General features: G+C 70.8%; 15 protein-coding genes. 8 read left to right on the top strand and 7 right to left on the bottom strand.

Going from position 1 to position 20,974, the window contains the following annotated elements:
• Window positions 1-45: 45 nt before the first annotated feature.
• The 3 genes from ACI2K4_RS22690 to sodN all read right to left on the bottom strand — a co-directional run bounded on the left by ACI2K4_RS22690 (window position 46) and on the right by sodN (window position 5,057).
• Complete coding sequence (locus ACI2K4_RS22690; protein ID WP_404513933.1) at window positions 46-3,807, bottom strand: S8 family serine peptidase; 3,762 nt, start codon at window positions 3,805-3,807, stop codon at window positions 46-48.
• A 306-nt stretch (window positions 3,808-4,113) separates the two neighbouring features.
• The gene (locus tag ACI2K4_RS22695; protein WP_404514074.1) at window positions 4,114-4,545 is read right to left on the bottom strand and encodes a GNAT family N-acetyltransferase; all 432 of its coding nucleotides are present in this window, start codon (window positions 4,543-4,545) and stop codon (window positions 4,114-4,116) included.
• A 104-nt stretch (window positions 4,546-4,649) separates the two neighbouring features.
• Window positions 4,650-5,057 (bottom strand): superoxide dismutase, Ni, encoded by a 408-nt coding sequence (gene sodN, locus ACI2K4_RS22700; protein WP_404513935.1) that lies wholly within the window; start codon window positions 5,055-5,057, stop codon window positions 4,650-4,652.
• 90 nt (window positions 5,058-5,147) lie between these two features.
• Here sodN and ACI2K4_RS22705 point away from each other — a divergent pair, with 90 nt between their 5' ends.
• The 5 genes from ACI2K4_RS22705 (at window position 5,148) to ACI2K4_RS22725 (ending at window position 10,564) form a co-directional block, all read left to right on the top strand.
• The gene (locus ACI2K4_RS22705) at window positions 5,148-5,516 is read left to right on the top strand and encodes a S24/S26 family peptidase (RefSeq protein ID WP_404514075.1); all 369 of its coding nucleotides are present in this window, start codon (window positions 5,148-5,150) and stop codon (window positions 5,514-5,516) included.
• A 144-nt stretch (window positions 5,517-5,660) separates the two neighbouring features.
• Entirely contained in the window at window positions 5,661-6,839 is a 1,179-nt protein-coding gene (locus ACI2K4_RS22710) for an NADP-dependent malic enzyme (protein WP_404513937.1), read from the top strand.
• A gap of 169 nt (window positions 6,840-7,008) precedes the next feature.
• Window positions 7,009-7,971, top strand: coding sequence for a zinc-binding dehydrogenase (locus ACI2K4_RS22715; RefSeq protein WP_404513939.1), 963 nt, complete (start codon window positions 7,009-7,011; stop codon window positions 7,969-7,971).
• A gap of 515 nt (window positions 7,972-8,486) precedes the next feature.
• The gene (locus ACI2K4_RS22720; protein ID WP_404513941.1) at window positions 8,487-9,746 is read left to right on the top strand and encodes a hypothetical protein; all 1,260 of its coding nucleotides are present in this window, start codon (window positions 8,487-8,489) and stop codon (window positions 9,744-9,746) included.
• 638 nt (window positions 9,747-10,384) lie between these two features.
• Window positions 10,385-10,564, top strand: coding sequence for a hypothetical protein (locus ACI2K4_RS22725; protein ID WP_404513943.1), 180 nt, complete (start codon window positions 10,385-10,387; stop codon window positions 10,562-10,564).
• Window positions 10,565-10,706: 142 nt separating this feature from the next.
• On the opposite strand, the gene ACI2K4_RS22730 is transcribed toward ACI2K4_RS22725, so the two are convergent.
• The 4 genes from ACI2K4_RS22730 to ACI2K4_RS22745 form a co-directional block, all read right to left on the bottom strand.
• Window positions 10,707-11,876, bottom strand: a complete 1,170-nt coding sequence (locus ACI2K4_RS22730; protein ID WP_404513945.1) for an acetate/propionate family kinase — start codon at window positions 11,874-11,876, stop codon at window positions 10,707-10,709.
• On the bottom strand, window positions 11,873-13,969 hold the full coding sequence (gene pta / locus ACI2K4_RS22735; RefSeq protein WP_404513947.1) for a phosphate acetyltransferase: 2,097 nt from the start codon (window positions 13,967-13,969) through the stop codon (window positions 11,873-11,875). Before pta ends, ACI2K4_RS22730 begins: the two co-directional genes overlap by 4 nt.
• Window positions 13,970-14,047: 78 nt before the next feature.
• A complete protein-coding gene (locus tag ACI2K4_RS22740; protein ID WP_404513949.1) occupies window positions 14,048-14,227 on the bottom strand; it encodes a DUF6104 family protein in 180 nt (59 codons plus the stop codon).
• Window positions 14,228-14,309: 82 nt separating this feature from the next.
• Window positions 14,310-18,065 (bottom strand): multifunctional oxoglutarate decarboxylase/oxoglutarate dehydrogenase thiamine pyrophosphate-binding subunit/dihydrolipoyllysine-residue succinyltransferase subunit, encoded by a 3,756-nt coding sequence (locus ACI2K4_RS22745; RefSeq protein ID WP_404513951.1) that lies wholly within the window; start codon window positions 18,063-18,065, stop codon window positions 14,310-14,312.
• 337 nt (window positions 18,066-18,402) lie between these two features.
• Between ACI2K4_RS22745 and ACI2K4_RS22750 the strand changes: the two genes are divergently transcribed.
• The 3 genes from ACI2K4_RS22750 (at window position 18,403) to ACI2K4_RS22760 (ending at window position 20,966) form a co-directional block, all read left to right on the top strand.
• Entirely contained in the window at window positions 18,403-19,200 is a 798-nt protein-coding gene (locus tag ACI2K4_RS22750; RefSeq protein ID WP_404513953.1) for a GNAT family N-acetyltransferase, read from the top strand.
• Window positions 19,197-20,126: a lysophospholipid acyltransferase family protein gene (locus tag ACI2K4_RS22755; protein ID WP_404513955.1), complete on the top strand. Its 930-nt coding sequence runs from the start codon at window positions 19,197-19,199 to the stop codon at window positions 20,124-20,126. The genes ACI2K4_RS22750 and ACI2K4_RS22755 overlap by 4 nt, the downstream gene beginning before the upstream one ends.
• Window positions 20,127-20,360: 234 nt before the next feature.
• On the top strand, window positions 20,361-20,966 hold the full coding sequence (locus tag ACI2K4_RS22760) for a PadR family transcriptional regulator (RefSeq protein ID WP_404513957.1): 606 nt from the start codon (window positions 20,361-20,363) through the stop codon (window positions 20,964-20,966).
• Window positions 20,967-20,974: the final 8 nt, after the last annotated feature.

The following is a 20,974-nucleotide window of genomic DNA, read 5'->3' on the forward strand; positions in this document are numbered from 1 at the left end:
GCCGGGCGGGACAACGGGACCGGCCGTCCCGCCCGGCGGCGGCACTCACCGCAGGCCGTACGCCCGGATCACGGTCTGGGTGACCGTGTTGCCGGACCGGTCGGTGGCCTGGACCCGCAGCGAGACCGTGCCCCTGCCGGCCGGGATGCTGGCCCGGAAGCTCGGGCCGTCCCCGGAGACCTTGACCTTCCGCCAGCTCGCGCCCTCGTCGAAGGAGACCTCGGCGCGCAGCTCGACACCCCGGGGTGCGGCCAGGCCGTCCTGCTGACGCACGCTCAACCCGAGCGTGTGCGACCGGTCGCCGGCCCGACCGTCCGGGTCCACCGGAGCCGCGTAGTCGACCTGCAACAGCGGCAGCGGCGTGGCCCGGTCGCCCGACCGCGCCCCGGAGCGGAAGTCCCAGACCGTTTCCGTACGGGTGCCGAAGCTCCACTCCGGATCGGTCCGTTCGGTGCTCAGCGCCAACCGGTAGCGCGCCTCGGCGCCGGTGGTGGTCACGTCCTGGCGGGCGTTGGGCAACTCGGCCAGGAGCTTGCCGTCCCGCCACAGCTTCGCGTCGACCCGGGTGGCCTCGCCGATCGTGTAGTGGTTGTCGGAGTCGACGAACTCGGGCACCCGCAGCGCGAGCGTGTTCCCGGTCCGGCTGGAGACCAGTTCCGGCACGCCCCTGGGCGACGCCGGGCGGACCACCGCCGCGAGCCAGTTCTCGTCGCGCCTACCGGCACGGTAGCTGGTCGGCGGTTCGACCATGCCGTTCGCGAGCGCGCCGAAGTCGTTCCACGGCCAGTCGTGCGTCACCCGATGCTGCCACAGTGAGTCTCCGCTGGTCACCCACTCCTCGCGCACCTTCGGGGTCTCGACGAAGCGGTACGCGTCGTTCCAGGAATACGTCTGCCAGGGGCGCCATCCGAACCGCTGCTCCTTCTGCCACGGGATTCCGCCGTTGTCGGCGTAGTTGGAGGTGATCCGTACCGAGTTCTCCGGGGTGACCCGGTAGACGATCCGGTCCGGGATCCGACCGGTCTCGACGTGCTGTACGTCGTACAGGTAGGGGCTGGAGGTGGTGAGGGTCAGGTCGATGGTGGCCCGGCCCCGGGTGGCGCGGGCGATCAGCTTCGCTCCAGCGTCGGCCGCCACGGCGAGCATCGGGATCGCCTCCCGATCGCCGATCGGTCGCCACACCGTCCACGCGGACCAGTCCTCCGGTCGTACCATCAGGGCCACCGCGGCTCCGGCCGCCGCCGCGGCGGCGGTCACCTCGCGCTCGCTCGGCGCGTCCTCCTCGCCCGGTTCGTTGGACGAGCGGATCAGCACGGCGGCTCCCTTGACTTTTGCCGCCTTCAGTTCGGCGGGCGTGCCCCGTCCGGCGTAGACCAGCGGGAAGCGCCGCAGACCGTCGTACGCCGGGGAGAATCCGGTCAGGTTGATGTCGAGCGGGCCGGTCACCCCGTCGACCTTCGCCTGGACCATCGGCGCGACGAGCTGCCAGCGGGACGAGAACTCGTACGCGCCGGTCGACACCTTCTTCGTCGGCACGACGTTGACCTGCTTGACCGTGCTGAAGTGCATGGTGCCGACGTCCATCTGCCGGCCGGTGCCGGTCACCCGGTGCACGTAGTAGCTCAGCACCGCCTGCTGTTCGCTGGGCTTCGGCGTCTCGATCCGGATCGGTGTGCCCTTGCGGGCGTCGAGCACCAGCTCGATGTCCCGGTCCACCCGCAGCTCCGGGTTCGTGATCACGGTGGCCTGCTCGTCCAGCGGGCCGCCGTCGGAGATCAGACCGTCCAGCAGGTACGTGCCCTCCTCGACCGTGGTGGTCCAGGAGGTGCCCTCGAACATGAAGCCGAGCCGGTCCGAGCGGCGGTTGTCCCCCTGGAGCAGGACAAACGGCACCGCCACCGGCTGGCCGTCCCGGCCCACCGCGTGCACCGTCACCTTGCGCTGCGGGCCTTCGGAGGTGACCGCCACCGCGGTGGTGACGAGCAGACCGTCCGGGCCGGTCGCGGTGATCCAGCCGCCGTACTGGCCGGAGCCGAGCGTGGCCAGGTCGACGGTGACCGGTACGTCCACCGACCCACCCGCGGGCACGGTCACGGTGCCGCCGCCGACCTTGATCGCGCGGGTCTCCCGGGCGCCCGTGCCGAGGTTCGACACGTCCACGGCGAGCGCCAGCGTCACCGGCGCCGCCCCGTCGTTGGTGTACGTCACCGTCCGGCTCACCGTGGGCGAGCCGGCGCCGGTGCCGGAGTTCAGCCCGAAGTCGGCCACCCCGGTCGCGAAGACCCGCTGGCCCACCGCGCGGGCCAGGTCCACCCGACCGGCACCCTCGCCGAACACCGACAGCTCCTTGTTCGTACGGGCGGTGCTGACCAGGGCGTTCTTCAGTCGTGCCGGCGACCAGTCGGGGTGCTGCTGGGCCAGGAGCGCAGCGGCGCCGGCCACGTGTGGGGTGGCCATCGAGGTGCCGGACGCCGCCGTGTAGAGGTCGTCGACCGGCGTACCCATGGTGGTGCCGGCCGCACGGGCGGCGACGATGTCCACGCCCGGAGCGGTGATCTCCGGCTTGAGTCCCTCGTCACCCGGGCGGGGGCCACGGCTGGAGAAGTCGGCCAGCGACTCGTCCCGGTCGACCGCGCCGACGGTCAGCGCGGACGCGGCGGCGCCGGGCGTACCGACGGTGTAGTCCGCGCCCTCGTTGCCGGCGGCGACCACGAAGAGGGTGCCCTGCTCGGCGGTGATCCGGTCGACCGCCTGGCTCATCGGGTCGGTGCCGTCGGTCGGGCCACCGCCGAGGCTCATGTTGACCACCGCCGCGCCCTGGGCGGCGGCCCACTCCATGCCCGAGATGATCCACGACTCGTAGCCGCTGCCGTCGTCCCCGAGCACCTTGCCGACCAGCAGGTCCGCCCCGGGGGCAACGCCCTTGCGGGAACCGCCGGAGCCGGCACCGGTGCCGGCCACGGTCGCCGCCACGTGGGTGCCGTGGCCGAAGTGGTCGGTCACGTCCGGGCTGTCGGTGAAGTTCTGCGCCAGCGTCACCTTGCCCGCGACGTCGGGGTGGGTCCGGTCGATACCGGTGTCGAGCACGGCGACCTTGACCCCGGCGCCGTCGTAGCCGGCCCGCCAGGCGGCGGGCGCGCCGATCTGGGCGGTGCTCCGGTCGAGTACCGGGCGGATCCGGCCGTCCAACCAGATCTGGCTGATCCCACCGGCGAGCGCCGGCGCGCCGGCACCGCCCGATCGCGCGGTGGTGGCGGTGTCGGCGGGTGCGGCGGCACGCCAGAAACCGGCGAGGGAGGACTTGCCGGCGGTCAGCGCCGCCCCGCCGATGCTCGGCAACGACCGGGTGCCGGTCGTACCGGCGATGGCGACCCGGGCGCCCGCCGAGGGGTCCCGGTAGCGCACGATGAGCGGCAGGTTGGTCGAGGAGGCGTCCCCGTACCCGTCGGCGATCAGCTCCTGGACGTCGAAGAGGTCCGCGTCGACCGTGCCGGCCGAGACGTACGGCACCACGTCGCTCGGCAGCACCCGTAACCCGCCGTCGACCTCGACGGTGTGGAAGGTGATCCGTTCCCGGCCGGCGGCCGGGCGTACCGAGGCGGTGAAGCGGCCGGACCCGGCCGGGGCGACCTCGACCACGTCACCGGTGATCAGGGTGATCCTGGAGGTGGCGTCGGCGGGTGCGGCGAGCGGTGCGCCCGACGGCGTGCCCGTCGACGGCGCGGCCGATGCCGGTGGCGTGCCGGCGGCGGTGATCGCGAGTACCGCCGCCAATCCGGCGGCCGTACGACGCAGGGGAGTGGACATGGTACGGACTCCTCAGGTTCAGCGGGACGCCATCGAATGGCGACAGCTCGGAGTCTGTGACGCATTTATTTCGGTGATCCCTTGTCGGGGGTGCCGCAGAGGCGACATGGCACCAATTGGACATCGGCCCACAGCCCCGGGTGAACCCGTCGTCGACAGTCGGTGACCGGGGCTGACGGCGGCCGACGACACCCGACACGAGAAGCTCAGGGCCTGCTCCGGGGCGGACACCGGCACGGACGTACGCGGGGCCGGCCCGGTGTTTTGCACCGGAGCCGGCCCCGCCGGTTGTCGCGTGGGGAGGTGTCAGGAGGCGTGTCGGGCGAGGGCGGTCAGCCCGTCGCCGCTGAGCCGGTACGGCACCCACTCGTCCATCGGCGTGGCGCCGATCGAGTGGTAGAACTCGCGGGCCGGGTTCCAGTTGAGCACCCACCAGTCCAGCCGCTGGTAACCACGCTCGACACAGACGGCGGCCAGGGCGGCCAGCAGCAGCCGACCGGCCCCGGTGCCCCGGGCGGTCGGGCGTACGTACAGGTCCTCCAGGTAGATCCCGTGCACGCCGCGCCAGGTGGAGAAGTTGAGGAACCAGAGCGCGAAACCGATCGTCTCGCCGTCCGGGCCGACCGCGACGTGTCCGAACAGCGCCGGGCGCTCGGCGAAGAGCGCCTCGCGCAACTGTTCCTCGGTGAGGTGGCACTCGTCGGCCGCTCGCTCGTACTCGGCCAGCTCGTACACCATCGCGACGACGGCCGGCACGTCCGAGGGACGCGCCGGCCGAATCGTGGGTCGGGGACTCTCGTCCCCCCGGTCGGCGTGTGGCCGACCGGTGGAGAGAGTGGAACTCACGCCTGCTTGGTCTCCCAGAAGATCTTCGAGATCTCGTCGATCTTCTGTAGCAGCTCGTCCGCCTTGGCCGGGTCGGTGGACGCCTTGGCGCCGCCACCGCCGCCGGCCAGCTTGGTGGCCTCGTTGAAGAGCGAGTGCAGGTTCGGGTACTTCTCGAAGTGCGGGGGCTTGAAGTAGTCGGTCCACAGCACCCACAGGTGGTGCTTGACCAGTTCGGCCCGCTGTTCCTTGATGATCAGGGCGCGGGTCCGGAACTCCGGGTCCGTGTTCGCCTGGTACTTCTCGCAGATCGCCTTGACCGACTCGGCCTCGATCCGGGCCTGGGCCGGGTCGTAGACCCCGCAAGGCAGGTCGCAGTGGGCGTGCACGACGAAACGTGGTGTGAGGATGCGTGGAAGTCGCATCAAGGCCCTCCGTGGGATGTTTGCGATGATCCGAGACGACATTACTCCTGACTTACGTCCCCAGGGGCGTGGAGGTGAAACCCGGTGCGGATGGGAGAGGCAGCGGATCCGCCCGCCCGGCGCGTCAACCAGCCGGTCGTACCGGATCGCCCGCTGTACGCCGTACTCGTTCGTGGCCCGTCCATGGTGCCGACGCTGCGTCACGGCGACGCGTTGCTGGTCCGGCGCGGTGGCCGCGCGATCCGCCCCGGTGACCTGGTGGTCGGGGCCTTCCGCACCCGTCCTGAACTGCTCGTGGTCAAGCGGGCGGTACGCGAGCGGGACGGCGGTTGGTGGCTGGTCGGTGACAACGAGTTGATCGCCGACGACTCCAGAGCGTACGGGGTGGCCGACGTGTTCGGCCGGGTGGTGCTCCGTTACTGGCCGCGTCCGCGAAGGTTCGGTTACCACCCGGTATGACCCTCCTCACAGGTACGGTAAACAGACGACAGTATGCTCATTGGCCGTGCCTGGGTGATCCCCCCGCACCGCGCCACCGGTCATTCGCCGACCTCGCGTCGAGCCGGTTGGTCCCAACCGCTCGACAAATTCTGGAGTCTCCTCATGTCATCGTCTTCTGTGGATCACTCTGATCCGGTCTTCGACCTGCACCGCGGCGGCAAGTTGGCGGTCGCCTCGACGGTGCCGTTGACCAGCCGGGAGGACCTCTCCCTGGCTTACACCCCCGGGGTCGCCCGGGTCTGCGAGGCGATCGCGGCCGACCCCGGGCTGGTCGACGAGTACACCTGGGTCTCGCACACCGTCGCGGTGGTGACCGACGGTTCGGCCGTACTCGGCCTGGGCAACATCGGCCCCCGCGCGGCGATGCCGGTGATGGAGGGCAAGGCGGTCCTGTTCAAGCAGTTCGGCGGCGTCGACGCGGTGCCGGTCTGCCTGGACACGCAGGACACCGACGAGATCGTCTCGGTGGTGACGGCGCTCGCGCCGTCGTTCGGCGGGATCAACCTGGAGGACATCAGCGCCCCCCGCTGCTTCGAGATCGAGCGGCGGCTGGACGAGGCGTTGTCGATCCCGGTCTTCCACGACGACCAGCACGGCACCGCGATCGTGGTGCTCGCCGCCCTGCGCAACGCCGCCACGCTGCTCAATCGCAAGCTCGGTGACCTGCGCGTGGTGGTCAGCGGCGCGGGCGCGGCCGGGGTCGCGGTGACCCGGATGCTCGCCGCCGGCGGGGTCAACCCCGGCGACATCGTGGTCTGCGACTCGCGCGGCATCCTGCACGCCGACCGGGACGGACTCACCTCGGTCAAGGCCGAGTTGGCCGAGTTCACCAACGCCGCCGGCCGACAGGGCGACATCACCGCCGCGCTGCGCGACGCCGACGTACTGATCGGGGTCTCCGGTGGGCAGATCCCCGAGGAGGCGGTCGCCGGCATGGCCTCGGGCGGCATCGTCTTCGCGCTGGCCAACCCCACGCCCGAGGTGCACCCGGAGGTCGCGGGTCGGCACGTCGCGGTGGTCGCCACCGGACGCAGCGACTTCCCCAACCAGATCAACAACGTGCTCGCGTTCCCGGGCGTCTTCCGGGGCGCGCTCGACGCCCGGGCCACCCGGATCACCGACAACATGAAGGTGGCCGCCGCCGACGCGATCGCCGCCGTGGTCGCCGAGAACCTGACCGCCGACGCGATCGTCCCGTCGCCGCTCGACCCCCGGGTCGCCCCGGCGGTCGCCGAGGCGGTCCTCGACGCCGCCCGCCGCGACGGCGTCGCCCGCGCCTGAGGTGTAAGGAAGGGCCCCTTCCTATCGTTTTTTGTATAGGAAGGGGCCCTTCCTAACGCCCGGCGGCGGGCGTTGCGGTGGCGGCGGCGGGTGCGGTGGTGGCGGGGTGTGGTGGTGGCGGGAGTTGCGGTGGTGGCGAGCGTTTCGGTCGTGGCTCCGCGCTGTTAGCGTGCGGATCATGCGTGCCGCCTTCGCCTCGGCCATCGACGCCGACAACCCGCTCGCCGCACTCACCGTCGGGGAGCAGCCGGAACCGACCCACCCGGACGACGACTGGGTGACGGTCGACGTACGGGCCAGTTCCCTCAACCGGCATGACCTGTGGTCGCTGAGCGGGGTCGGGCTGACCACGGAACAGTTGCCGATGATCCTGGGCTGTGACGCCGTCGGGGTCGACCCGGACGGCAACGAGGTGGTCGTCTACCCGGTGGTCACGGACCCGTCCGATCCGCGTGGCATGTCGATCCTGTCCGAGCGGCTCCCGGGCACCCTCGCCGAGCGGGTGGCGGTGCCGAGGGCGAACCTGGTGCCCGTACCGGCAGGGCTGGCCCTGACCGACGCGGCCTGCCTGCCGACGGCCTGGCTGACCGCGTACCGGATGCTGACCAGCCGGGGCAGAATCCACGAGGGCGAAGCGGTCCTGGTGCAGGGCGCCGGGGGCGGCGTGGCGACCGCGGCCGTCGTGCTCGCGGTCGCACTGGGCAAGCGGGTGTACGCGACCAGCCGCGACGCCGGCAAGCGTGACCGGATCACGGCGCTCGGTGCGACCGCGGTGGCGCCCGGGGCCCGGTTGCCGGAACGGGTCGACGTGGTGATCGAGACGGTGGGCGCGGCCACGTTCGACCATTCGATGAAGTCGGCCCGCCCCGGTGGGCGCATCGTCGTATCCGGCGCCACGGCCGGGCACGAGCCGAAGGTGAATCTGCGCCGGGTGTTCGCCCTCCAGTTGGAGATCCTGGGCACCTCGATGGGCACCCCGGCCGAGCTGGCCGAGCTGCTCGCGCTCTGCGTCGACCGGGGGGTGCGCCCCGTGGTCGACTCGGTGTACGGGTTCAGCCAGGTCGCCGAGGCGTTCGACCGTCTGCACACCGGGGACGTGTTCGGCAAGGTGGTGCTCGACCACACCCGCTGAGACGGGCCGAGGGCCGGGCGTACGACTCTTGTCTCCCGCCGTCCCGGCCCTCCGCCTCACTGTTTTCTGCGCCGGGTCTGTCTCCGTCATTCCTGCTCGCGGGCTCCGTGCCGTCCCTACTCTTCGGTAGGGACGGGTTGGCTGGCGGTCGGCGACCGGTAGCGGGCTGAACACGCGCGATCACGCGATTTGAAAATCCGGACCTTTCCCCCCTGCTGCGGCCGGGCAAACGAGCGGCATAAGCCACCTGAAAAGCGCAGATAAGACCGGGGTAAGAGTCTCTTCAAGAAAACTAAAGGTTCGGTTTTCGATCTCTTTGTGATATTCCCTCGGCATGTTGGGTGCGCGGTACAGTCAGCCCGTTCTTCTCTGCTGATTGCGGACTATGTGTAGGTCGAAGGGGTCAGATCTTGAGGTTCTCGGCGGCGCACAAGGATATTGAACAAGCACCACGATCCACCCGAGGCGGGCATAAGTTATTTAGCCGTCGCCCACGCTCATTATTGGTAATTCTGGTGACGTTCGCCGTCGCCGTGGCCGGCATCGGGGTGGCCGTGGCGGGCAGCCGGGACGGCTCGATGGCGATCTACAAGGACGGCACCGTGCTCGACGGCGCGGAGGTCGACGGCTACGTCCACGTACGGGCGAACAACGTCACGATCAAAAATTCGACGATCAGGTACGGCGGGGCGTCGCACGCCCTGCGCATCTTCAGCGGTTTTTCCGGCACCGTGATCGAAGATACCAAGATTCATTGTGGTTCGACCCGCACCAATGGAGTGGTTTTCGGCAACTACACCGCCCGGCGAGTGCAGATTTTCGGCTGCCGGAACGGTTTCATGTATTCCGACTCGGCACCGGCGACGATTGTCGACTCGACCTGGAACGGTAAGGAGGTGACCGCCGGAGCGGAGATTGGCCCGGCGCCCGAACGGCCGCCGGCCGAGTCCTCCGCGACCCCCTCCGCCCGACCCAGCGCCACCCGTACGGCCGCTCCGAGCGCCAGCGCGCCACCGGCGGAGGCGATCGGAGGGATTCCCGAATCGTTCCCGGGACCGGGCAACACCGGTGTGCCGTCGGGTGTGGCGCTCAAGTCCTCCGGCTCGATCACCGCGTCAAAGGACGGCCAGGTGTTCAGCGGGCTCGACATCAAGGGATGCGTGCTCGTGACCGCAAAGAACGTGATCCTGCGGAAGTCCCGGATCAGCTGCGGCGGGCTCTACTCGATCAGGACGAACGGGGCGGTGAACCTGGTCGTCGAGGACGTGGAGATCAACGGACAGGGCAAGAACTCGGCCGCCGTCTGCTGTGGCGACTACACCCTGCGCCGGGTGGAGATCACCAACACGATCGACGGGCCGCGCCTGGGCAGCAACACGGTGATCGAGAACTCCTGGATCCACCACCTCACCCGGGCCAGCGGGTCGCACAACGACGCGCTCCAGACCACCGGCGCCTCGAACATCGTCGTACGCGGCAACTCGCTGGAGACGTACAACCCGGTCACCCGGGACCCGTTCAACGCCTGCATCATGATCGGCTCCACGACGGGTCCCGTGGTCTCGAACCTGACCTTCGAGAACAACTACTGCAACGGCGGCAACTACTCCATCGGTATCCGGGAGGACCTCAACGGTTCCAACATCAGGTTCCGTCAGAACGTCTTCGGTCGCGACTTCCGGTTCGGCGTCGTGGCCCGACCCAGCCAGAGCGGCATCAGTTGGGAGAAGTCAACCAACGTCTGGGTGGACAACCGGAAGCCGGTGGTGCCGTAACCCCCCGCTCGACTTCACCCGCCACCCTCCGCCTCGGGTCCGCGCCACCGCGCGGGCCCGAGGTGTCTGCGTACGATCCCCGGCCGTGGTCGCCGCAGGCTCGCGTCCCGCGACGACGGGTGTCGCGGCGACGCGTGTCGGGACGGACGCGTGTCGGTAGGTCGGGTGTCCGGACGAACGCGTGTCGGGACCGGGATGTCGGCGATGACGGCCGTTCGGGCGACGTGTGTCGATGCGAGGACGTGTGTCGATGCGAGGGCGGGTGTCGATCTGAGGGCGGGTGTCGGGGCGGGCGGCACCGGGGCCGCGAGCGAGCGTACGCACGCCGACCGCGTACGTCCTCTCCGGCACTGGCGAGGCACCGCCCGTTGGTCGGGCGCGCCCCGAGGCGGTGACCGCCCGCCCGCAACCGGTGCCCGGGTTCGACGTCGACGGATCGACGGACCATCCACGGTCGTTTCCGTGCACCCCTCTGACCGTAAGCGCGCGCTCCGCCGTACGCGGACAACCGTCCGGTTGCGGTACGGCGGCCAGCCGGCCGATGTTGACCAGCCACCTCGGTGGTGCACCCCGTGTCGTTACGTCCCGTCACCGGCGCGCGGAGGGGCTGATGGGGGCGGTTCGCTATGGTCATCGGCATGCCTGACACGTACCAGGATCCCAGCGGCAACACCGAGGCCTTCCGTGCCTTCGCGCATCCCGCCTCGGAACCGCCCGCTCCTCCCGTCAAGTCCTCCTCGAACCTGCCCCTGATCGTCGGCGTCGCAGTCGCGGCCGTCGTCGTGGTTGCCTTGATCGCCTGGATCACCCTCTCCTGACCCCGGTCCGTCTTGTTGATCATGAAGTTGTCGCGCCGCCACGTCTCTGACGAGTGCGATAGCTTCATGATCAACGAGACGGGGGTCAACCAGACGGGGGTCAACCAGACCGGGGTCTAGCGGACGGGGCGGGGGCAAGCGGTTAGGCGAGCAGGGTGGCGGTCTGCTGGGCTATCTCCAGTTCCTCGTTGGTGGCGATGACGCAGACCGCGACCGAAGCGCCATCGGGGGAGATGAGCCGGTCACCGCTGCCGGCGTTTCGTTCCGAGTCCACGGTGACGCCCAGGGGCTCCAGCCCGGCGAGCGCGGTCGAGCGTACGGGTGCCGCGTGCTCACCCACCCCGGCGGTGAAGGTGATCGCGTCCAGCCGACCGAGTAGTGCCAGGTAGCCGCCGACGTAGAACCTGATCCGCTCGCAGTAGGCCCGGAAGGCCAAGTCGGCGGCCTCGTCACCATCGACCCGTCGGCGCAGCACCTCGCGCATGTCGTTGGCGCCGCTCAGTCCGAGCAGGCCGCTGCGATGGTTGAGCAGATCGTCGATCTCGTCCAGCGACATCCCGGCGGTGCGGTTCAGGTGGAACACGACCGTCGGGTCCACGTCACCGCTGCGCGTACCCATCACCAAGCCCTCCAGCGGCGACATGCCCATCGAGGTGGCGACACTCCGGCCCCCGGCGACGGCACAGGCGCTGGCCCCGTTGCCCAGGTGCAGGGTGATCGTGTTCGTCTCCTCGTACGCCCGGCCGAGCAGCGCCGCCGTACGCCTGGACACGTACGCGTGCGAGGTGCCGTGGAACCCGTACCGGCGGATGCCGTGTTGACGCGCGGTCTCGGCGTCGATGGCGTAGTGCGACGCGGACTCGGGCAGGGTGCGGTGGAACGCCGTGTCGAAGACGGCCACCTGTGGCACGTCCGGCAGTAGCTGGCGGGTGACCGCGATGCCGGTCAGGTTGGCGGGATTGTGCAACGGTGCGAGCGGCACCAGTTCGGTGATCCCGGCGAAGACCTCGTCGTCGATCAGCGTGGGTTCGACATAGCGCCGGCCACCGTGCACCACCCGGTGTCCCACCCCGGTGAGTCCGGACCGGTCGATCCCGTCCAGGACCTGCCGGATGGCGCTCTCGTGGTCGGTCGGCCCGCCGCCCGGCTCGCCGATCCGCTCCACCACCCCCTCGGCGAGAACCACCGCCGGCCCACCGCCGGAAGCCTGGCCGCCGCGCTCGGAAGCCGGGTCGGCGTACGGGTCGAGCTGGTCGTACAGGCGGTACTTCACCGAGGAGGAGCCGGAGTTGATCACCAGGATTCGACTCATCGGGCCACCCCGTCTTCCGGCTCCGGTGCCGCCGCGGCCTGGATCGCGGTGATCGCCACCGTGTTGACGATGTCCTTGACGGTGGCGCCCCGGGAGAGGTCGTTGACCGGTCGCCGCAGTCCCTGCATCACCGGGCCGACGGCGACCGCCCCGGCCGAGCGCTGCACCGCCTTGTACGTGTTGTTCCCCGTGTTCAGGTCCGGGAAGACAAGTACGGTGGCCCGGCCGGCGACCGTACTGCCGGGCAGTTTGGTGGCCGCCACCGACGGGTCGACCGCGGCGTCGTACTGGATCGGTCCCTCGACCAGCAGATCCGGCCGGCGGGCCCGGACCAGTTCGGTGGCCGCCGCCACCTTCTCCACGTCGGCGCCGGCACCGGACGCTCCGGTCGAGTACGACAGCATCGCCAACCTCGGTTCGACCCCGAACCGGGCGGCGGTCTCGGCCGAGGAGAGCGCGATGTCGGCGAGCTGGGTGGCGTCCGGGTCGGGGTTGACCGCGCAGTCGCCGTAGACCAGCACCCGGTCGGCGAGCAGCATGAAGAAGACGCTGGACGCCACCGAGAGCCCGGGCACGGTCCGAATGATCTCGAACGCGGGACGGATGGTGGCGGCGGTGGTGTGGGTGGCGCCGGAGACCATGCCGTCGGCGTGGCCCAGGTGCACCATCATGGTGCCGAAGTAGTTTGCCCCGACCACCACGTCCTGAGCCAGCTCCAGGGTCGCCCCCCGGTGCGCCCGCAGCCTCGCGTACTCGGCGGCGAAGGCGTCCCGCCACGGGCTGGTGTTCGGGTCGACCAGGTCTGCGCGGTCGATCTCCACCCCGAGCTCGCGCGCCCGGCGCCGGATCTCGGCGGGGTCACCGAGCAGGGTCAGGTCGGCCACCCGGCGGCGGAGCAGGATCTCGGTCGCGCGCAGGATCCGTTCGTCGGTCCCCTCGGGCAGCACCAGCCGGCGCCGGTTGGTACGGGCCCGGTCGATCAGCTCGTACTCGAACATCAGTGGGGTGACCCGGGCGGACCGGGTGACCCGCAGCCGGCGGGCCAGTTCCGGAGTGTCGACGGCGGCCTCGAAGGCGCCGAGCGCGGCCTCGACCTTGCGCGGGTTCGCCGCACTCGGACGCCCCTCGATCCGGCTGATCGCGGCCACGGTGTGGTAACTGTCGCCGGGCACCGAGAGCACCGCCAGCCCGGTGCGCAGCCGCTCCACCAGCCGCATCACCCGGGGGTCGGGTTGTTCGCCGAGGGTGAGCACCAGCCCGGCGACCGACACCTGGCCGGCGACGTGTGCCGCCGCGGCGGCCACCAACAGGTCGGCCCGGTCGCCCGGGGTGATCACCAGCGCCCCGTCGGTCAGGTGGTCGAGCAGGGTCGGCACGTGCGCCGCGCCGACCACAAAATCGAGCACGTCCCGGTCGAGCGCGGTCCGGTCCCCGGCGAGCAGGGCCGCGCCGAGCGCCGCCGCCACCTCGGCCACCGTCGGCGCCGACACGGCCGGCACCTCGGGGATGGCGTACGCCGGCACCGGCAGTTCCGGCAGCGTCATCGCCCCCGGCACCCGGTTGGCGATCACCGCCAGTACGGTCGCGCCGAGGTCCTCCAGATCGTGGTACGCCCCCCGGGCGGACGCCGCGATCGCCTCCGGCTCCTGGCCGAACCCGTCCACCACCGGGACCACCACGCTGCCGAACTCGGTCGCCAGCCGGGCGTTGAAGGCGAGTTCCCGAGAAAGCCCGCCGGTACGGCTCTCGGCCGCGTCGTCGAAGTCGCTGCCGACCACCACCACCGCCGGGCAGCCCCGCTCGACCGCCCGGTATCGTCCCACGATCCGGGTGATCAGTTCCTCCCGCTGGCCGTCGGCGACCAGGGCCGACGCCTGCGCGTAGCTGGTGCCGAAGAGGTCCCCGGCGGGGGTGTCGATCCGGTACCGCTCGCGCAGCAGGGCCAGGATCGGGTCCTCTTCGGTGCCGCTGACCAGCGGTCGGAACACGCCGATCCGCTCGACCTGCCGGGAGAGGAGCTCGGCCAGGCCGAGCGCGATCGTCGACTTGCCGCCGCCGTGTCCCAGGCCGGCGATATAGACACTGCGTGCCACGTGCCCAACCTACAAGATCGGGCACGCCGCCGGCCCGGTCCGGACGCGTCTACCGGAACACAGCCGGCCGTCGCCCGACTAGTCCTCGTCCTCGTCGTCGAGGCGGGCGAGCCAGGTGGCGAACCGCTCGATCGGCGTCTCGAACTCGGGATTGAGGTCGACGAAGTCGCGCAGACGCTCGCCGAGCCACTCCAGGGTGACGCTCTCGTCGCCCCGTCGCTCGACGAGCTCCTCGATACCCCGGTCGGTGAAGTACATCGTGGTCCTTTCAGAGCGCCGGGGCGGATCGAGGTGGGAAACCTCGATCCGCCCCGGTTTGGACTGACGGGTGCGGCGATGCTCAGGGGCGGGGGAGAGCCGCCTCGATCAGCGCGGTCTGCTCGGCCTCGTGCATCTTCGCCGAGCCCACCGCCGGCGCCGCCGCCGCCGGGCGGGAGATCCGCCGCAGCCGTACGCCGTCGAGGTGCTCCAGCAGGTTGAGCGCCACGAACGACCAGGCACCCTGGTTGGCCGGCTCCTCCTGGACCCAGGCGAAGTCCTCGGCGTTCGGGTAGTCGGCCAGGGCGGCCTTGATCTCCTCCACCGGGAGCGGGTAGAGCTGCTCCATCCGGACGATCGCGGTGTCGGTGATCTTGCGCTCGTCGCGGGCCTGGAGCAGGTCGTAGTAGATCTTGCCGGTGCAGAGCAGCACCCGCTTGACCGACTCCGGCTTGGCGATGGTCCGGTCGCCGAGCACCGGCTGGAAGCCGCCGTTGGTGAACTCCTCGACGCTGGAGACGCAGAGCTTGTGCCGCAGCAGCGACTTCGGCGTGAAGACCACCAGTGGCTTGCGCTTGTCCGACAGGGCCTGCCGGCGCAGCAGGTGGAAGTGGTTGGCCGGGGTGGTCGGAATGGCCACCCGCATGTTGTCCTCGGCGCACATCTGCAGGAAGCGCTCCGGCCGCCCGGAGGTGTGGTCCGGACCCTGGCCCTCGTGGCCGTGCGGCAGCAGCAGCGTCACCGCCGACTGCTGTCCCCACTTGACCTCGCTGGACGAGATGAACTCGTCCACCACCGACTGGGCGCCGTTGGCGAAGTCACCGAACTGTGCCTCCCAGAGCACCAGCGCCTCGGTGTTCTCCACCGAGTAGCCGTACTCGAAGCCCATCGCGGCGTACTCGCTGAGCAGCGAGTCGTGCACGAAGAACCGGGACCGGTCGTCGGTCATCGCGGAGAGCGGCAGGTGCTCCTTGCCGGTACGCGAGTCCACGATCACCGCGTGCCGCTGGACGAACGTGCCCCGACGGGAGTCCTGTCCGGCCAGCCGGACGGTCACCCCGTCGTGCAGCAGCGAGCCGAAGGCGATGATCTCGCCGAAGCCCCAGTCGATGTTGCCCTCGACCGCCATCTTGGCCCGCCGCTCGAGCAACTGCTGGATCCGCTTGTGCGGGGTGAAGCCCTCCGGCAGCGTGGTGTGCGCGACGCCGATCGAGCGGATGACGTCCGCGCCGACCGCCGTCGTGACCTGCGGCTCCGGTTCGGGCTGCCGACGCGGCCGGGCCGACTGCCGGCCCGCCGTGGCGGCGTCCCGGGTGGCCTTGAAGACCCGTTCGAGCTGGGCCTGGAAGTCGCGCAGCAACTCCTCGGCGTCCTCGACCGTGATGTCGCCGCGCCCGATCAGCTCCTCGGTGTAGAGCTTCCGGACGGACCGCTTCGAGTCGATGATCTGGTACATCTGCGGGTTGGACATCGACGGGTCGTCGCCCTCGTTGTGGCCGCGCCGCCGGTAGCAGACCAGGTCGATCACGACGTCCTTGTTGAACGCCTGGCGGTACTCGAAGGCGAGCCGGCCGACGCGTACCACGGCCTCCGGGTCGTCCCCGTTGACGTGGAAGATCGGCGCCTGGATCATCCGGGCGACGTCGGTGCTGTAGAGGCTGGAGCGGGAGTATTCCGGGGCGGTGGTGAAACCGACCTGGTTGTTCACCACCACGTGCACGGTGCCACCGGTGCGGTAGCCGCGCAACTGCGACAGGTTCAGCGTCTCGGCCACCACGCCCTGACCGGCGAAGGCGGCGTCGCCGTGCACCGCCACCGGCAGTACGGTGTAGCCCTCCAGGCGCAGGTCGATCCGGTCCTGCTTGGCCCGGACGATGCCCTCCAGCACCGGGTCGACCGCCTCCAGGTGCGACGGGTTGGCGGTCACCGAGACCTTGATCGCGTGCTCGCCGTCCGGGGTGCTGAACTTGCCGGCCTGGCCGAGGTGGTACTTGACGTCACCCGAGCCCTGGGTCGACCTCGGGTCGAGGTGCCCCTCGAACTCGGAGAAGATCTTCTCGTACGGCTTGCCGACGATGTTGGCGAGCACGTTGAGCCGACCCCGGTGGGCCATGCCGATGACAACCTCGTCCAGCCCGCCCTCGGCCGCCGCCTCCAGCACCTCGCCGAGGAGCGGGATCAGCGACTCGCCGCCCTCGAGCGAGAAGCGCTTCTGGCCGACGTACTTGGTCTGGAGGAAGGTCTCGAACGCCTCGGCGGCGTTGAGCCGGTTCAGTACGTGCTTCTGCTCGTCCGCCGCCGGCTTCTCGTACTTGCGCTCGATCCGGTCCTGGATCCAGCGCCGCTCCTCCGGGTCCTGGATGTGCATGTACTCCACGCCGACCCGGCGGCAGTAGGAGTCACGCAGCACCCCGAGGACCTCGCGGAGCTTCATCTTCTGCTTGCCGTTGAAGCCGCCGACCGGGAAGTAGCGGTCCAGGTCCCACAGGGTCAGCCCGTGCTGGAGCACGTCCAGGTCCGGGTGCTTGCGGATCTTGAACTCGAGCGGGTCGGTGTCGGCCATCAGGTGACCCCGGACCCGGTACGCGTGGATGACCTCGATGACCCGGGCGGTCTTGTCGATCTGCCCCTCGGAGGTCACCGCCACGTCCCGCATCCAGCGGACCGGCTCGTAGGGAATCCGCAGCGAGGTGAAGATCTGGTCGAAGAAGCCGTGCTCGCCGAGGATCAGCTCGTGCATCACCTTCAGGAACTCGCCGGACTGGGCGCCCTGGATGATCCGGTGGTCGTACGTGCTGGTCAGCGTGATGATCTTGCTGACCGCGAGCTCGGCCAGGGTCTCCTCGGACATGCCCTGGTACGGCGCCGGGTACTCCATCGCGCCGACGCCGATGATGGTGCCCTGGCCGACCATCAGGCGGGGCTGGGAGTGCACCGTCCCGATCCCGCCCGGGTTGGTCAGCGAGATCGTCGTGCCGCCGTAGTCCTCCATGGTCAGCTCGTTGCGCCGGGCCCGCCGGACGATGTCCTCGTAGGCCTGCCAGAACTGCCGGAAGTCCATCTGCTCGCACGCCTTGATCGACGGCACCACCAGGTTGCGGGAACCGTCCGGCTTGGCCAGGTCGATCGCGATGCCCAGGTTGACGTGCTCCGGCCGGACCATCACCGGCTTGCCGTCCACCTCGGTGTACGAGTGGTTCATCTCCGGGTGCTCGACCAGCGCCCGGACCAGTGCCCACCCGATCAGGTGGGTGAAGCTGACCTTGCCGCCCCGGCCCCGGGCCAGGTGGTTGTTGATCACGATGCGGTTGTCCACCAGCAGCTTCGCCGGGACCGCGCGCACACTGGTCGCGGTCGGCACCGACAGCGAGGCGTCCATGTTCTGCACGATCTTGGCGGCGACACCGCGCAGCGCGGTGGTGGTGCTCCCGGCGGCCGGCGGCTGGGCCGGGGCGCTCTTCGCCTTCGGCGCGGCGGCCGGAGTCGCCACGGCCTTCGCGGCGACCTCGTTCTTGGCGTCGGCCGGCTTGGCGGCGACCGGGGCGGCGGTGGTCGCGCTCGCTGGCTGGGGCTTCGCGGCCGGTGGGGCGGCGGCCGGGTCGCGCTTCACCTCCGACGTCGGCGCTGCCGCTGCTACTGTTTTCGGGCCCGACCCGTTCCCGTCGGCCCCGGCCGGGGCCGCGTCGGTCGCCGGTCGGTAGTCGGCAAAGAAGTCGTGCCAGGCTGAATCGACGCTGGTGGGGTCGGCGAGGTAGCGCTGGTACATCTCCTCGACGACCCACTCGTTCGGGCCGAAGCCCGCCAGTGGGTTGTCCTGCGAAGTCTGCTGGGTCGACACGGCCAGTGATCGCCTCTTTCACGCGGGGTTTTGCGGTTCACGCGGGTTCTGCGCCGCCTGGGGCTGGAGTCAGAAGTCAGGCTCCAGGCTACGCCGTACGCTATCGGCGGGCATGGTCGCATCCGGCCCGTGTCGCGATTCACAGCGTGAAAGTCTTGTTCACCTGGCATTCAGGTCGTCGATGTCGCCCGGTCGGCGGAGGCTGGGCTGGTCCTCGGGCGCGGCAGGCCCGGCCGGCGACCTCCGGCGCGCTGCGTACAGGGCCGTTCACCCGATCGACACCCGGTTATCCAACGCGCGACACGCCGTAGGTATGCGGTGACCTTACACATACCCCATGGCTGTTCTGCTCACCGCTCCCGCACCCACCGGGACCAGCGGCTACACCCTGCTGATCGCCGACGACGCGGCACAGATCGCCGCTGCCCAGCGGCTGCGCCATGACGTCTTCGCCGAGGAACTCGGCGCCAACCTGCACTCCACCGTGAGTGGGCTCGACATCGACGAGTTCGACGAGCACTGCGACCACCTGCTGATCCGGGACGACAGCACCGGGTCGGTGGTCGGCACGTACCGGATGCTGCCGCCGGACCGCGCCGCGCGGGCCGGCCGGCGGTACGCGGACAGCGAGTTTGACCTGTCCGCGTTCGCGCCGCTGCGCGACGAGCTGGTCGAGATCGGGCGGTCCTGCGTGCACCCGGACCACCGCAGCGGTGCGGTGATCAACCTGATGTGGGCCGGCATCGCCCGGTACCTGCACCTGCGCGATCTGCGTTGGCTCGGCGGCTGCACCTCGCTCGCGTTGGACGACGGGGGCCTCAACGCCGCCGGGGTCTGGAACAAGGTCTCCGCCCGGAACATGGCACCGCCGCCGCTACGGGTGCGCCCGCACCGGCCCTGGCTGGCCGAGCCCGCCGGGGTGGCGGCGGTGGCGGCCAACGCCGACCCGGCGGGTGCGCCGCCGGCCGTGGTGCCGGCCCTGCTCCGCGGCTACCTGCGTCTCGGCGCCTGGGTCTGCGGCGAACCCGCGTACGACCCCGACTTCAACGTCGCCGACCTGTACGTACTGCTCTCGATGGACCGGATGCACCCCCGCTACCGCCGGCACTTCCTCGGACTCGGAGAAGACGGATGAACACGCTCTGGCAGCCCCGTTCGGACTGCGGGCCGCACTGCCTGCCCCGCCCCGGCGAGACCCCGGCGGTCTCCCGGCTGCGCCGGGCCGGTCGGCTCGCCGCCCTGATCGGCGCGTTGCTGTTCGGGGTGCTGCTCCTTCCCCTGCTGCCGCTGCTGCCCGCGGTCGGCCGGCAGGTCGGCGGACGCTGGTGGGCCCGGATGGTGCTGGGTTCGCTGGGCATCACCCTGCGGGTCCGGGGGCGGATGCCCCGGCGCCGCGCGCTGCTGACCGCCAACCACATCTCCTGGCTGGACATCATGGCCACGCTCTCGGTCGCGCCGGCCCGGATGCTGGCCAAGCAGGAGGTGCGGCAGTGGCCGCTGATCGGGTGGCTGGCGTCGGCCGGCGGGACCATCTTCGTCAACCGGACCCGGCCACGGGCGCTGCCGCAGATCGTGGCGAAGGTGGCCGAGGCGCTGCGGGCCGACACCGTGGTGGCGGTCTTCCCGGAGGGTACGACCTGGTGCGGCAAGCCGCGCGAGGCCAGCGACTGCACGGCGGCCGGCCGGTTCCGGCCGGCGATGTTCCAGGCCGCGATCGACGCCGGAGCGCCGGTGGTGCCGCTGACCATCACCTACCGCACCGGACCGGGACGCGAGGGTACGACCGCCGCCGCCTTCCTCGGCGACGACAGCCTCTGGGTGTCGCTGCGGCGGGTACTCGCCGTACGCGGGCTCTCCATCACGGTGACCGCCGCGCCGGCACTGCATCCGGAGGGGTCGGTCTCCCGGCGTCGGCTGGCCCAGGCCGCCCAGTCGGCGGTCCGCTTCGCCGGCCCGCTCGGCCAGCCGGCGGCCACGGCCCCGGCGTCGGTGCCCGTCCCGGTCGGACTCGTCGCCACGTCCCCACTCTCCCCGTCACCCGCCCTCGACCTGGCCGCCTGACCACACCCGTACCCGTCTCGCCTATCGCGATGTATCGCGTTACGATGCCGGCGGGCGGCGGCGCGCTGGCGGAGTCCGGCCGCCCCGCGCGGCCGGCGACGACGGGGACGGGTGTGGCATGGCGGGTTGGGCGATCAGCGAGTCGCGACGGCTGACCCTCGACGGGGACCCGGACGAGGCGGCGCCGGTCGTCGGAGTGTCCGATCCGGTCGGCGACGAGCGGTGGGGGGCGGCGTGACCTCGGTGTTCAGCCACGGTCGGCTCCGGCTCTACCTGCTCAAGCTCCTCGACGACGGCCCGAAGCACGGCTACGAGCTGATTCGGTCGCTGGAGAACCGGTTCCTCGGCCGCTACGCGCCGAGCGCCGGCACCATCTACCCCCGGTTGCAGCGGCTGGAGGCGGAGGGACTGGTCACCCACACCGCCACCGGCGGACGCAAGGTCTACGAGATCACCGAGGCCGGTCGGGGCGAGCTGCGCCAGCGCGGCGGCGAACTGGCGGAGATCGAGTCGGACATCCGGGCGTCGGTGGCCGATCTCGCCAGCCTGGCCGGGGAGATCCAGACCGAGGTACGCGGCCCGGTCCGGGACCTGAAGCGGGAGTTGCGGGCCGCCACCCGGGAGACCCGCCTCCACAACGGTACGGTTCCGGGCGCCTCGGCGAGCCGGCAACCGCCGCCCGGTGCGGACCTCGACGCCGAACTCGACCGCCGGCTCACCGACTTCGCCGTCGAGGTACGCGCGCTGGTGCGCGGTCGGAACCTCACCGACGGGCAGTTCAGGACGCTGATCCGTACCCTCGACGGCGCCCTCGACGGGCTGCGCCGGCTGCTGCGCTGAGCGGTCCC

This window comes from Micromonospora sp. NPDC050397, assembly GCF_044901685.1.
Taxonomy (GTDB): domain Bacteria; phylum Actinomycetota; class Actinomycetes; order Mycobacteriales; family Micromonosporaceae; genus Micromonospora_G.

Coding starts and splice junctions, on each gene's coding strand:
- ACI2K4_RS22690 (WP_404513933.1), bottom strand. CDS start 3,807: ATGTCCACTCCCCTGCGTCGTACGGCCGCCGGATTGGCGGCGGTACTC.
- ACI2K4_RS22695 (WP_404514074.1), bottom strand. CDS start 4,545: ATGGTGTACGAGCTGGCCGAGTACGAGCGAGCGGCCGACGAGTGCCAC.
- sodN (WP_404513935.1), bottom strand. CDS start 5,057: ATGCGACTTCCACGCATCCTCACACCACGTTTCGTCGTGCACGCCCAC.
- ACI2K4_RS22705 (WP_404514075.1), top strand. CDS start 5,148: ATGGGAGAGGCAGCGGATCCGCCCGCCCGGCGCGTCAACCAGCCGGTC.
- ACI2K4_RS22710 (WP_404513937.1), top strand. CDS start 5,661: ATGTCATCGTCTTCTGTGGATCACTCTGATCCGGTCTTCGACCTGCAC.
- ACI2K4_RS22725 (WP_404513943.1), top strand. CDS start 10,385: ATGCCTGACACGTACCAGGATCCCAGCGGCAACACCGAGGCCTTCCGT.
- ACI2K4_RS22730 (WP_404513945.1), bottom strand. CDS start 11,876: ATGAGTCGAATCCTGGTGATCAACTCCGGCTCCTCCTCGGTGAAGTAC.
- ACI2K4_RS22740 (WP_404513949.1), bottom strand. CDS start 14,227: ATGTACTTCACCGACCGGGGTATCGAGGAGCTCGTCGAGCGACGGGGC.
- ACI2K4_RS22750 (WP_404513953.1), top strand. CDS start 18,403: ATGGCTGTTCTGCTCACCGCTCCCGCACCCACCGGGACCAGCGGCTAC.
- ACI2K4_RS22755 (WP_404513955.1), top strand. CDS start 19,197: ATGAACACGCTCTGGCAGCCCCGTTCGGACTGCGGGCCGCACTGCCTG.